The organism is Rugamonas apoptosis, assembly GCF_014042355.1.
GTDB lineage: Bacteria > Pseudomonadota > Gammaproteobacteria > Burkholderiales > Burkholderiaceae_D > Rugamonas > Rugamonas apoptosis.
The window spans coordinates 246,826-260,508 of sequence record NZ_JACEZU010000001.1 but is presented as its reverse complement, the minus strand read 5'-3'; the positions used below and the strand labels follow the sequence as shown (position 1 = coordinate 260,508).

The following is a 13,683-nucleotide window of genomic DNA, read 5'->3' as shown; positions in this document are numbered from 1 at the left end:
GCCGACCGTGACTGCACGTGCGGGAGGATAAGCAGCAAACCGGGCAACCGGGGCGCGCCCAACGCAGATGGTGTACCCGAACAAGTTTTGTAGTCCATGCTGCGTGAATTCATCCGCTCAGTTCTGTACTTCTTAACGTCGGACGCCGTGTTCGAACCGATGCGAGGTCCCTGGCCATAGGGTCAGGTCCACCGAACATCATTTAAGGAGGTTGACCGTGGGTCTCAATCTGAATGACAAAAAGGCCGTCGTCGCCGAAGTTTCCGCAAAAGTAGCAACTGCGCAAACGATCGTCGTGGCCGAATATCGTGGCATCCAGGTTGCTCACTTGACGCAACTTCGTGCTAAAGCGCGCGCTCAAGGCGTGTACCTGCGAGTGTTGAAAAACACCCTCGCTCGTCGCTCCGTCGAAGGCACGCAGTTCGCCAACCTGGCCGATGAAATGACCGGTCCGCTGATCTACTCGATCTCGGACGACGCCGTTGCCGCAGCTAAAGTCATCAACGACTTCGCTAAAACCAACGACAAACTGGTCATCAAGGCAGGTAACTACGCCGGTAAGCAGCTCGATAAAGCTGCCGTCACCGCGCTGGCGAGCATTCCTAGCCGTGAAGTCCTCATCTCGCAGCTGTTGGGCGTTATGCTGGCTCCGGTGTCGGGCTTTGCACGTGGTCTGGCCGCTCTGGCGGCGAAAAAATCGGAAGGCGCTCCTGCGGAAGCGGAAGTGGCAGCGTAAGCTGGCCGGTTTTTTCTCAAGTACCAATCGATGTATTAACGAATCAAAAAATTATTGGAGTTTCAAATGGCAATTAGCAAAGACGACATCCTGAACGCAGTGAGCGAAATGTCCGTAATGGACCTGAACGAACTGGTCAAAGCTTTCGAAGAGAAGTTCGGCGTTTCGGCCGCTGCAATGGCTGCTCCTGCAGCTGGCGGCGCAGCCGGCGGCGCAGCTGCTGCTGAAGAGCAAACCGAGTTCAACCTGGTTCTGACCGAAGTCGGCGCGAACAAAGTTGGCGTGATTAAAGCCGTGCGTGAAATCACCGGCCTGGGTCTGAAAGAAGCCAAAGACGTGGTCGACGGCGCACCGAAGACCGTGAAAGAAGCCCTGTCGAAAGCTGACGCTGAAGCCGCTAAGAAGAAGCTGGAAGAAGCTGGCGCCAAGGCCGACCTGAAGTAATCCAGTTGTACGGCGGCTAGTTAGTTAGCGCCACGAGCCAAAGCTGCGGATTTCCCCTTGCGAAGGGGGAAATCCGGCTTTGGCTCCTTTGTCGTCTTTGTCGTATTTGTAGCGTTTTTACTACGCTGCAGGAGTACGCAGTTCATTGAATCAGCTGGAAATGGTAGAGCCTTGAGGTTTCGTCTGTGTGACACGCAGCCGACGCTGCTGGAATACAAGCAAAACCTGAATTTTCTATCCTTTCTGTCACTCACGGAGTGTCCATGCACTACTCATTTACTGAGAAGAAACGCATTCGCAAATCATTCGCGAAGCGCGCCAACGTTCACCACGTTCCGTTCCTGCTGGCTACCCAGCTCGAGTCCTACCACAGCTTCCTGCAAGAGGATGTCGCCCCATCTTCGCGCAAGAACGACGGCCTGCAGTCGGCCTTCACCTCCATCTTCCCGATCGTGTCGCACAATGGTTTCGCGCGCCTGGAGTTCCTCTCGTACGTGCTGGGCGACCCCGCCTTCGACGTCAAGGAATGCCAACTGCGCGGCCTGACGTTCGCCTCGCCGCTGCGCGCCAAGGTGCGCCTGGTGATCCTGGATAAGGAATCGCCGACCAAGCCAGTGGTCAAGGAGATGAAGGAACAGGAAGTCTACATGGGCGAACTGCCCCTGATGACGACCACCGGTTCGTTCGTCATCAACGGTACCGAGCGCGTGATCGTTTCTCAGCTGCACCGCTCCCCTGGCGTGTTCTTCGAGCACGACCGCGGCAAGACCCACTCCTCGGGCAAGCTGCTGTTCTCGGCCCGCATCATTCCTTACCGTGGCTCGTGGCTGGACTTCGAGTTCGACCCGAAAGACATCCTGTTCTTCCGCGTCGACCGCCGCCGCAAGATGCCGGTGACGATCCTGCTGAAAGCGATCGGCATGTCGCACGAGCAGATCCTGGCCAACTTCTTCGTGTTCGACAATTTCAACCTGCGCTCGGAAGGCGCGGAAATGGAATTCGTCGCCGAGCGCCTGCGTGGCGAAGTGGCCCGTTTCGACATCGTCGACAAATCCGGCAAGACGCTGGTGCTGAAGGACAAGCGTATCAATGCGCGCCACGTGCGCGACATCGAAGCGGCTGGCATCAAGCACATCTCCGTGCCTGAAGACTACCTGCTGGGCCGCGTGCTGGCCAAGAACATCGTCGATCCGGAAACGGGCGAAGTGGTGGCCAACGCCAACGATGAGCTGACGGAAGACGTGTTGGGCCGCCTGCGCGAAGCCAACATCAGCGCCATCCAGACCCTGTATACGAACGACCTGGACCAGGGCGCCTACATCTCGCAAACCCTGCGCATCGACGACACGGCCGACCAGATGGCCGCCCGCGTGGCGATCTACCGCATGATGCGTCCTGGCGAACCGCCAACGGAAGATTCGGTGGAAGCGCTGTTCAACGGCCTGTTCTACAGCGCCGACCGTTACGACCTGTCGGCCGTGGGCCGCATGAAGTTCAACCGCCGCATCGGCCGCGATGAACTGACGGGCGCCATGACGCTGTCGAACGAAGACGTGCTGGCCGTGATCAAGATCCTCGTCGAGCTGCGCAATGGCCGCGGCGAAGTGGACGATATCGATCACCTGGGCAATCGCCGCGTGCGTTGCGTGGGCGAACTGGCGGAAAACCAGTTCCGCGCCGGCCTGGTGCGCGTCGAGCGCGCCGTCAAGGAACGCCTGGGCCAAGCGGAGGCGGACAACCTGATGCCGCACGACCTGATCAACTCCAAGCCGATCTCGGCCGCTATCCGTGAGTTCTTCGGTTCCTCGCAGCTGTCGCAGTTCATGGACCAGACCAACCCGCTGTCGGAAATCACCCACAAGCGCCGTGTTTCCGCACTGGGCCCTGGCGGTCTGACGCGCGAACGCGCCGGCTTCGAAGTGCGCGACGTGCACCCGACCCACTACGGCCGCGTGTGCCCGATCGAAACGCCTGAAGGCCCGAACATCGGTCTGATCAACTCGCTGGCACTGTACGCCCGCCTGAATGAATACGGCTTCCTGGAAACCCCGTACCGCAAGGTGACCGATTCCAAGATCACCGACCAGATCGACTACCTGTCGGCCATCGAAGAAGGCCGCTACATCATCGCCCAGGCCAACGCCACCATCAACGATGACGGCAAGCTGTGCGACGAACTGGTGTCGGCCCGTGAAGCCGGCGAGACCATCCTGGTGTCGCCGGAGCGCATCCAGTACATGGACGTGGCCCCGGGCCAGATCGTGTCCGTGGCGGCGTCGCTGATTCCGTTCCTGGAACACGATGATGCGAACCGCGCGCTGATGGGTGCCAACATGCAACGTCAAGCCGTGCCTTGCCTGCGTCCTGAAAAGGCGCTGGTCGGTACCGGTATCGAACGCACCGTGGCGGTCGACTCCGGCACCACCGTGCAGGCCCTGCGTGGCGGCGTGGTGGACTACATCGATGCAGGCCGTGTGGTGATTCGCGTCAACGACGACGAAGCGCAAGCGGGCGAAGTCGGCGTGGACATCTACAACCTGATCAAGTACACCCGTTCCAACCAGAACACCAACATCAACCAGCGTCCTATCGTCAAAGTGGGTGACCGTGTGGCCAAGCGCGACGTGATCGCCGACGGCGCATCGACCGACCTGGGCGAGCTGGCACTGGGCCAGAACATGACCGTGGCCTTCATGCCATGGAATGGTCTGAACTTCGAGGATTCGATCCTGATCTCGGAAAACGTCGTCAAGGATGACCGTTACACCTCGATCCACATCGAAGAGTTGTCGGTTGTCGCGCGCGACACCAAGCTGGGCGCGGAAGAAATCACCCGCGACATCTCGAACCTGGCGGAAAACCAGCTGGCTCGTCTGGATGAGTCCGGTATCGTCTACATCGGCGCTGAAGTGCAGGCTGGCGACACGCTGGTCGGTAAAGTGACGCCGAAGGGCGAAACCCAGCTGACGCCGGAAGAGAAGCTGCTGCGCGCCATCTTCGGCGAAAAAGCATCGGACGTGAAAGACACCTCGCTGCGCGTGCCTTCGGGCATGATCGGTACCGTGATCGACGTGCAAGTGTTCACCCGCGAAGGCATCGTGCGCGACAAACGCGCCCAGCAGATCATCGACGATGAACTGAAGCGCTTCCGTCTGGACCTGAACGACCAGATGCGTATCGTCGAGGGCGACGCCTTCCAGCGTCTGGAAAAAATGCTGATTGGCCAAGTGGTCAACGGCGGTCCGAAGAAGCTGGCCAAGGGCGCCAAGATCACCAAGGAATACCTCGATGATCTGGACAAATACCACTGGTTCGACATCCGTCCGGCCGACGACACCGCCGCCACCGCGCTGGAAGCGATCAAGGAATCGATCAACGAGAAGCGCCACCAGTTCGACCTGGCCTTCGAAGAGAAGCGCAAGAAACTGACCCAGGGCGATGAACTGCAACCTGGCGTGCAGAAGATGGTCAAGGTGTACCTGGCCGTTAAACGCCGCCTGCAGTCGGGCGACAAGATGGCAGGCCGCCACGGTAACAAGGGTGTGGTTTCCCGTATCGTGCCGGTGGAAGACATGCCGTACATGGCCGACGGTACGCCGGCCGACGTGGTGCTGAACCCACTGGGCGTTCCATCGCGGATGAACGTGGGTCAGATTCTTGAGACCCACCTGGGTTGGGCCGCCAAGGGCCTGGGTATCCGTATCGGCGAAATGCTGCAACAGCAGATCAAGGTCGAAGAGATGCGCAAATTCCTGGCCACGGTCTACAACGAGAAGGGCCGCGGCGAAGATCTGTCGCAGTTCGACGACGAAGAGATTATGAAGCTGGCGCACAACCTGAAGAAGGGTGTGCCGTTCGCGACCCCGGTGTTCGACGGCGCGCACGAGTCGGAAATCCACCGCATGCTGGACCTGGCGTATCCGGACGATATCGCCGCCAAGCTGGGCATGACGCCTTCGAAGAACCAGGTCACGATGTACGACGGCCGCACCGGCGAAGCGTTCGAGCGCAAAGTCACCGTGGGCGTGATGCACATGCTGAAACTGCACCACTTGGTCGACGACAAGATGCACGCCCGTTCCACCGGTCCTTACTCGCTGGTGACGCAGCAGCCACTGGGCGGTAAAGCCCAGTTCGGCGGCCAGCGCTTCGGTGAGATGGAGGTGTGGGCACTGGAAGCGTACGGCGCCTCGTACGTGCTGCAGGAAATGCTGACCGTGAAGTCCGATGACGTGAATGGCCGTACCAAAGTGTACGAAAACCTGGTCAAGGGCGACCACGTGATCGACGCCGGCATGCCGGAATCGTTCAACGTGCTGGTCAAGGAAATCCGTTCGCTGGGTATCGACATCGACCTCGAACGCAACTAAACGACAGACGGCAACATACTGTCTTTTGGTTTGAGATGCACAAGTGGCAGGAAAACCGGGGACGGACCCCGATTTCCTGCGGAAATCGGGGTCCGTCCCCGGTTTTCCTGCCCTTGATGTAGTCTCAGGTAATACGAAATTTAATCACCTCTGGAGTGATACATGAAAGCACTGCTCGATCTATTCAAGCAAGTTCAGCAAAACGAAACTTTCGACGCGATCAAGATTGGTCTGGCGTCGCCTGAGAAAATCCGTTCGTGGTCCTACGGCGAAGTCAAGAAGCCGGAAACCATCAACTACCGCACCTTCAAGCCTGAGCGCGACGGTCTGTTCTGCGCGAAAATCTTTGGCCCGATCAAGGACTACGAGTGCCTGTGCGGCAAGTACAAGCGCCTGAAACACCGCGGCGTGATCTGCGAGAAGTGCGGCGTGGAAGTGACGCTGGCCAAAGTGCGCCGTGAGCGCATGGGCCACATCGAACTGGCATCGCCTACCGCCCACATCTGGTTCCTGAAGTCGCTGCCATCGCGCCTCGGCATGGTGCTGGACATGACCCTGCGCGACATCGAACGCGTGCTGTACTTCGAAGCATACGTGGTGACCGATCCCGGCATGACCCCGCTCAAGAAGTGCCAGATCATGTCGGAAGACGACTACGCCGCCAAGTACGAAGAGTACGGCGACGACTTCACCGCCTTCATGGGCGCCGAAGGTATCCGTGAACTGCTGCGCTCGATCGACATCCACCGCGATGCCGAAACCCTGCGCGTGGAACTGAAGGAATCGAAGTCCGAAGCAAAGATCAAGAAATACGCCAAGCGCCTCAAAGTGCTGGAAGCATTCCAGCGTTCGGGCATCAAGCCTGAGTGGATGATCATGGAAGTGCTGCCGGTGCTGCCACCGGAACTGCGCCCCCTGGTGCCACTGGACGGCGGCCGCTTCGCGACCTCCGACCTGAACGACCTGTATCGCCGCGTCATCAACCGTAACAACCGTCTGAAACGCCTGATGGAGCTGCGTGCTCCAGAGATCATCACGCGCAACGAAAAGCGCATGCTGCAAGAAGCGGTGGACTCGCTGCTGGATAACGGCCGTCGCGGCAAAGCGATGACCGGCGCCAACAAGCGTCCGCTCAAATCGCTGGCTGAGATGATCAAGGGTAAGGGCGGCCGCTTCCGTCAGAACTTGCTGGGTAAGCGCGTCGACTACTCGGGCCGTTCCGTGATCGTGGTGGGTCCACAGCTGAAACTGCACCAGTGCGGTCTGCCCAAGCTGATGGCCCTCGAGCTGTTCAAGCCATTTATCTTCAACAAGCTCGAACTGATGGGTCTGGCGACCACCATCAAGGCCGCCAAGAAACTGGTTGAGATTCAAGAGCCAGTGGTGTGGGACATCCTGGAAGACGTGATCCGCGAACATCCGATCATGCTGAACCGTGCGCCTACGCTGCACCGTCTCGGTATCCAGGCGTTCGAACCGGTCCTGATCGAAGGCAAGGCGATCCAGCTGCACCCCCTCGTCTGCGCGGCATTCAACGCCGACTTCGACGGTGACCAGATGGCGGTCCACGTGCCGCTCTCGATCGAAGCGCAGATGGAAGCGCGTACCCTGATGCTGGCCTCGAACAACATCCTGTTCCCCTCGAACGGCGAACCGTCGATCGTGCCGTCGCAGGATATCGTGCTGGGTCTGTACTACGCGACCCGCGAGGCGATCAACGCCAAGAACGAAGGGATGCTGTTCCCCGACGTGTCGGAAGTGATCCGTGCCTACGACAACAAGGAAGTGGAACTGACCACCCGTATCACGGTGCGTATCGTCGAGAATCCAAAAGATCCCGCGACGGGCGAATTCGTGCGTACCGTGACCCGTTACGAGACCACCGTCGGCCGCGCCATCCTGTCGGAAATCCTGCCGAAGGGCCTGCCATTCTCCGTGCTGAACCGCGCGCTGAAGAAGAAGGAAATCTCGCGCCTGATCAACACCTCGTTCCGCAAGTGCGGCCTGCGCGCCACCGTCGTGTTCGCCGACCAGCTGATGCAGTCGGGCTTCCGCCTGGCGACCCGCGCCGGTATTTCGATCTGCGTGGACGACATGCTGGTACCGCCGCAAAAGGTGACCCTGATCTCGACCGCCGAATCGGAAGTCAAGCAGATCGAACAGCAATACGCTTCCGGTCTGGTGACCGCGGGCGAGCGTTACAACAAGGTGGTCGACATCTGGGGCAAGACCTCGGACGAAGTCGGCAAGGCCATGATGGACCAGCTGAAAGTGGAAGACGTCATCAAGCGTGACGGCACCAAGTCGACCCAGGAATCGTTCAACGCGATTTACATGATGGCCGACTCGGGCGCCCGCGGTTCGGCGGCCCAGATTCGTCAGCTGGCCGGTATGCGCGGTCTGATGGCGAAACCGGACGGTTCGATTATCGAAACCCCGATTACCGCGAACTTCCGCGAAGGTCTGAACGTGTTGCAGTACTTCATTTCGACCCACGGCGCCCGTAAGGGTCTGGCCGATACGGCGCTGAAGACCGCGAACTCGGGTTACCTGACCCGCCGTCTGGTGGACGTGACCCAGGATCTGGTGGTGATCGAGGACGATTGCGGCACCTCCAACGGCACCATCATGAAAGCGATGGTCGAGGGTGGTGAAGTGATCGAAGCGCTGCGCGACCGTATCCTGGGCCGCGTGGTGGTGAACGACGTCGTCAATCCTGAAACCCAGGAAACCCTGTACGAAGCCGGCACCCTGATGGACGAAGACATGGTCGAAGAGATCGAGCGTCTGTCCATCGACGAAGTGAAGGTCCGCACTCCGCTCACTTGCGACACGCGCTTCGGCCTGTGCGCCAAGTGCTACGGCCGCGACCTGGGCCGCGGCCTGCTGGTCAACGCCGGCGAAGCGGTCGGTGTGGTGGCGGCGCAGTCGATTGGTGAGCCGGGTACCCAGCTGACCATGCGTACCTTCCACATCGGTGGTGCGGCATCGCGTGCGGCAGTGGCCTCGTCGGTGGAAGCCAAGTCGAACGGTACCATCCGCTTCACCTCGACCATGCGTTACGTCACCAACGGCAAGGGCGCGCAGATCGTCATTTCCCGTTCCGGCGAAGTGCTGATCACCGACGACCACGGTCGTGAGCGTGAACGTCATAAAGTGCCGTACGGCGCCACCCTGATCGTCAAGGACGGCATGGTCATCAAGGCCGGCACGGCGCTGGCGACCTGGGATCCGCTGACCCGTCCGATCATCACGGAATACGCCGGTACGGTGCGTTTCGAGAACGTCGAAGAAGGCGTGACCGTGGCCCGTCAGGTGGACGAAGTGACCGGTCTGGCCACCCTGGTGGTGATCGATGCGAAACGCCGCGGTTCGCTGACCAAGACCATGCGTCCGCAAGTGAAACTGCTGAACGACGCCAACGAAGAAGTGAAGATCGCCGGTACCGAACATTCGGTGGCGATCGGCTTCCAGGTCGGCGCGCTGATCATGGTGAAAGACGGCCAGGCAGTGTCGGTCGGTGAAGTGCTGGCACGTATCCCGACCGAATCGCAGAAGACCCGCGATATTACCGGTGGTCTGCCGCGCGTGGCCGAGCTGTTCGAAGCCCGTTCGCCGAAAGATGCCGGTATGCTGGCTGAAGTGACCGGTACCGTCGCCTTCGGTAAGGAAACCAAGGGCAAGCAGCGTCTGGAAATCACGGACATGGACGGCAACAAGCACGAGTTCCTGATCACCAAGGACAAGCAAGTGCTGGTGCACGACGGCCAGGTGGTGAACAAGGGCGAGATGATCGTGGACGGCCCGGCCGATCCGCAAGACATCCTGCGCCTGCTGGGTATCGAAGCGCTGGCCCGTTACATCGTTGACGAAGTGCAGGACGTGTACCGTCTGCAGGGCGTGAAGATTAACGATAAGCACATCGAAGTGATCGTGCGTCAGATGCTGCGTCGTGTGCAGATCGTCAACGCCGGCGACACCAACTACATCGTTGGCGAGCAGGTGGAGCGTTCGGAACTGCTGGACGAGAACGATCGCGTGATCGCCGAGAACAAGATTCCTGCGACCTACGAAAACGTGCTGCTGGGTATTACCAAGGCATCGCTGTCGACCGATTCGTTCATCTCGGCCGCATCGTTCCAGGAAACCACCCGCGTGCTGACGGAAGCGGCGATCATGGGCAAGCGCGACGGTCTGCGCGGCCTGAAAGAGAACGTCATCGTTGGTCGTCTGATCCCTGGCGGTACGGGTCTGGCCTTCCACCGCGCACGCAAAGAGAAGGAAGCGTGGGAAGTGGAAGAGCGTCAGGCACTGCTGCTGGCGGAAAAGGCCTCGATGGCCGCCAGTGTCGAAGCGGAACCGACCGAACAGGTCAGCCCGCACAGCGACGAAGCGTAATGCAGCTTCACGGCATTTAAAGAACGGCACCTTCGGGTGCCGTTTTTTTTCGCCTGTTTATGCCGTTGATCGGGTATGCACCGTTAACCGGATAGGCACCGCTGCCTGGATAGGCAGCGCTGCCCGGATACCTGTCGGAATACGGGAGGGGAGGTCCTCGCAATTCCGCGCCTCGTTCTCATTCGATCTATTTAATGCGCTTGCAATCTAATCCAGTCTTAAATGCGGGAGCCATAGTCTAAAACGGTCTACAAAATAGGCCCACAGGCCTCCCAGTCTAATTTCCGAAGGCGAAAGTCTAAATGAGTCGCTAAATGCGTTCCGCCATAGAACTTTTAGCCCGTTCCTGCCCGAATTGCCAAGTCGCAATCATGTCATTGTTTAGCGGTAATGCCGAAAATGATGAAAATCGAATTCGTCTAAAAGTTATGGACTGGAATAGATTTATAGATGGTTTTAGATTTTTAATGCTTAAAATTAGACTGCTTTAGACTTTCACCAGGATTTTTTAGACCGTTCTGGATTTCTCCATGTAGACCTTAGACTGGTTTAGCGCGGTGCCGTGTCGATTAGACCGGTTTAGTCTGAGGTCCGATTTTGAACAGCACCCCAGCTCCGCCAGCGATCATTTTCCAACTAAGCGGATAGTTGCGCAGGCGGCCGCCACGTCGACCCGCCCAGTTCGCTGGGCTGTGCGGTCGCACAATAAATGCACGCCTGTTGTGCCAGAAATTAGTATATTCATGCTAAGATTTGGCGCATGATCGCTCAAGCCCTCTTCACGCCCGCCCAGCAAAAGCTGCTGGGGCTGCTGTTTGTCCGTGTCAACGACGGTTTCCACTTGAATGAGATCATGCGCCTGACGGGGCTGGGCAGCGCCTCGGCCCAGCGCGAGTTGAAGCGCTTGAACGATGCGGGTTTGATTATTTCCGAGCGCATCGGCAATGTGCGCCGCTTCCGGCCGAATAAGGAGTCCCCGGTCTACGAGGAATTAAGCAGCCTGGTGAAAAAGAGTTTTGGCCTGGTTAGCGTGTTGCGGGCGGCGCTGGTGCCGCTGCAACGTGTGCTGAATGTCGCCTTTGTATATGGCGCCACCGCCAAGGAGCAGGAAGCGCTGGATACGCCGGTTGAATTGCTGTTGATCGGTGATAACACCAGCTATGGTGAATTGTTATCCCGGTTGCCCACGGCGGAACGTTTGTTGCGCCGTAAAATCAATCCCAATCTTTATTCCGTTCCCGATTTCCGTCGCCGCTTGCGCGAACAGCAGGGTTTTATTATCCAGGTATTGCGGGAAAAGAAATTATTCGTGCTGGGCGAGGAAGCCGACCTGGACAAGATAATACTGGGCGATGCGGGAATTGAGGCGGATGCGAAATGGCGTCAATTTCAGAATATCAACCAACCACCGGGGGTGTAAATGGAGGCCGATTTGCCGCAATCGCGATATAAGACGTTCCAGGAATTTTATCCCTATTATTTAAGTGAGCACGCCAATGCAGTTTGCAGGCGCCTGCACTTTATTGGTTCCAGCTTGATTATTTTAATGGTGGGAATCAGCGCGGCGACTGGCAATCTGGCCTTGCTGTGGAGCTTGCCGCTGATCGGCTATGGCTTCGCATGGATCGGTCATTTCTTTTTCGAACATAACCGGCCCGCCACGTTCACCTATCCGTTCTATAGCCTGTTGGGCGACTGGGCCATGTTCCGCGACATCCTGATTGGCCGCGTGCGCTGGTAAAACCCGGGACGGTAGGAAAAGAAAACGGGAACGGTCCGCAAGCGGAGTCCGTTCCCGTCGATAGTCGGCCGCTTAGTGTTGCGCTTGTTTCTGGGCCGCGATCCAGTTGTCGATCTTCTGTTCCAGCAGGGCCAACGGCAGGGTGCCATCGCCCAGCACCGCTTCGTGGAACTTCGGCAGGCTGAACTTGTCGCCCAGGGCGGCGGCGGCCCGCTGGCGCAGTTCGACGATCTTCAGCATGCCGATCCGGTAACCGAGCGCTTGCGCCGGCCACGCCATGTAGCGTTCCGTCTCGCTCTTGGCCGTTTCATCGTAACCGAGCGTATCGTGCATGTACTGGATGCTTTGCTCGCGGCTCCAGCCCTTGGCGTGCATGCCGGTGTCCACCACCAGGCGCACGGCGCGCAGCAGCGCATCGTTCAAATGGCCGAAGTACTGGGCCGGATCCTCAAACAAGCCCATTTCCTTGCCCAGCGTTTCCGCGTACAGGGCCCAGCCTTCCGTGTAGGCATTGTTGCCGCCGTATTTGCGGAAGTCCGGCAAGTTCAATTCCTGCATCAGGGCGATGTGGAAGTGGTGGCCGGGCTTGCCTTCGTGCAGGAACAGCGTCGTCATGCCCGTGTTGCCGTATTTGGCAGGGTCGTTGACGACCGACCAGAATACGCCCGGACGGGAACCATCGCCAGCCGGCGCGGTGTAATGGTCGGATGCCGTGGCGCGGCTCAGCTCCGGCTCCAGCCGCAGGTCCAGCTTGGCCTTGGGCACCAGCGTGAACAGTTGCGGCAACTTGGTGTCGAGCACGTCATTGAGCTTATGGTAGACGGCCTGTACTTCTTCTTCCGTCTTGAACGGGCGGAACTTGTCCTGCTGCGCCACCCACACGGGCAGGCCGGAGGCGGGGCCGGTATAGCCCAGTTTCGGACCCAGCAGTTCGAATTCGTGCTGGATGGTCGCCACCTCACGCAAGCCGATGGCGTGGATTTGCTCGGGGTTGAGCGACGTTGTGGTCTGGTTGGCGACACGGGCCTGATACCAGGCCATGCCGTCCGGCAGTTTGCCGAGGCCGGTCGTGGTGCGGCAGGCCGGGATGTATTCCTTCTCCAGGAAGGTGGCCAGGCGGGCCAGGGCCGGCATCACCTTGTCGGCCACGGTGGCGCGGTAGGCGGCCGTCAGGCGCTGCTTGTCGGCGTCGGAGAACGTGGCCGGCAGCTTGGTGATGGGCGTGTAGTAGATATTCGTTTCCGGCGTGGCGCTCACCAGCTTCTGGAACTGGGGCAGGGCCGACAGCATGATGGCCTTGGGCTGGGTCACGCCTTTGCGCATGCCGACGCGCATGTTGGCGATGGCCTGATCGATCCAGGCTGGCAACTGGGATACGCGGCTCAGGTACGCATCATATTGCGCCACCGTGCCGATAGGCTGCGACGCTTCGCCGCCCGCGTAGTTGGCCAGCATCACGGGGACGCTGTCCATCTGGTTGATCGGCAGCAAATGCTCGGGAAATTTTTCCATCGCCAGCAGACCGTGCAGCTCAAAAGCGAGGATGTCGTAATTGATGCGGTCGCCCCGGTCCAGCTGGGCGCGGGGAATGGCGCCCAGTTGCTGACGGTACTGGCGGTACAGCGCGAACTGTTTGGCGCGCTGCGCGGGCACGATGCTCATGCCGAGCTGGTCATCGAAGCGGTTGTCGCCGTTTTCCGTGGCGCCTATCGGATCGAAGAGGGCCGTGGCTTGATAGTAGGCGTCGGCCAGGGCCAGCAGTTGCTGGCGCACGGCGGCGGGCGTGGCGGTTGGCACGGCCTGGGTGGCTTGCACGGCCGGGGTAACGGCGTGGTCGGCGGCATGGCTCAGCGGTGTGCAGGCCAGGGCCACAGCGGCGGCCAGCGGAGCAAGCATGAGGCGGAGGTGTTGCGTCATATTCGTTTCCTGATCTGAATTGTCGGGGGATAGGGCAAAACGGCGCTAAGCATACGCCATCGCGTCGACGCTGCCCA

General features: G+C 59.4%; 7 protein-coding genes. 6 read left to right on the top strand and 1 reads right to left on the bottom strand.

What is annotated here, in order from left to right; translation table 11 throughout:
- Positions 1-217 precede the first annotated feature (217 nt).
- The 6 genes from rplJ (at position 218) to H3H39_RS01060 (ending at position 11,689) form a co-directional block, all read left to right on the top strand.
- Entirely contained in the window at positions 218-736 is a 519-nt protein-coding gene (gene rplJ, locus H3H39_RS01085; RefSeq protein ID WP_182151417.1) for a 50S ribosomal protein L10, read from the top strand.
- A gap of 66 nt (positions 737-802) precedes the next feature.
- Complete coding sequence (rplL, locus tag H3H39_RS01080) at positions 803-1,180, top strand: 50S ribosomal protein L7/L12 (protein ID WP_072789264.1); 378 nt, start codon at positions 803-805, stop codon at positions 1,178-1,180.
- Between the two features lie 263 nt (positions 1,181-1,443).
- Positions 1,444-5,550: a DNA-directed RNA polymerase subunit beta gene (gene rpoB, locus H3H39_RS01075; protein WP_182151416.1), complete on the top strand. Its 4,107-nt coding sequence runs from the start codon at positions 1,444-1,446 to the stop codon at positions 5,548-5,550.
- A 162-nt stretch (positions 5,551-5,712) separates the two neighbouring features.
- The gene (gene rpoC, locus H3H39_RS01070; RefSeq protein ID WP_182151415.1) at positions 5,713-9,948 is read left to right on the top strand and encodes a DNA-directed RNA polymerase subunit beta'; all 4,236 of its coding nucleotides are present in this window, start codon (positions 5,713-5,715) and stop codon (positions 9,946-9,948) included.
- 760 nt (positions 9,949-10,708) lie between these two features.
- Positions 10,709-11,368 (top strand): winged helix-turn-helix domain-containing protein, encoded by a 660-nt coding sequence (locus tag H3H39_RS01065; RefSeq protein WP_182151414.1) that lies wholly within the window; start codon positions 10,709-10,711, stop codon positions 11,366-11,368.
- Positions 11,369-11,689: an Mpo1-like protein gene (locus tag H3H39_RS01060; protein WP_182151413.1), complete on the top strand. Its 321-nt coding sequence runs from the start codon at positions 11,369-11,371 to the stop codon at positions 11,687-11,689.
- A 72-nt stretch (positions 11,690-11,761) separates the two neighbouring features.
- Here the strand turns inward: H3H39_RS01060 and H3H39_RS01055 are convergent, their stop codons facing one another.
- Positions 11,762-13,606 carry a DUF885 domain-containing protein gene (locus H3H39_RS01055; protein ID WP_182151412.1) on the bottom strand — a complete coding sequence of 615 codons (1,845 nt, stop codon included), beginning with the start codon at positions 13,604-13,606 and terminating at the stop codon, positions 11,762-11,764.
- Positions 13,607-13,683: the final 77 nt, after the last annotated feature.

What these genes read in the sequence shown, in the direction of transcription:
- rplL (WP_072789264.1), top strand. Translation starts at nt 803, where the DNA reads ATGGCAATTAGCAAAGACGACATCCTGAACGCAGTGAGCGAAATGTCC.
- rpoB (WP_182151416.1), top strand. Translation starts at nt 1,444, where the DNA reads ATGCACTACTCATTTACTGAGAAGAAACGCATTCGCAAATCATTCGCG.
- rpoC (WP_182151415.1), top strand. Translation starts at nt 5,713, where the DNA reads ATGAAAGCACTGCTCGATCTATTCAAGCAAGTTCAGCAAAACGAAACT.
- H3H39_RS01065 (WP_182151414.1), top strand. Translation starts at nt 10,709, where the DNA reads ATGATCGCTCAAGCCCTCTTCACGCCCGCCCAGCAAAAGCTGCTGGGG.
- H3H39_RS01060 (WP_182151413.1), top strand. Translation starts at nt 11,369, where the DNA reads ATGGAGGCCGATTTGCCGCAATCGCGATATAAGACGTTCCAGGAATTT.
- H3H39_RS01055 (WP_182151412.1), bottom strand. Translation starts at nt 13,606, where the DNA reads ATGACGCAACACCTCCGCCTCATGCTTGCTCCGCTGGCCGCCGCTGTG.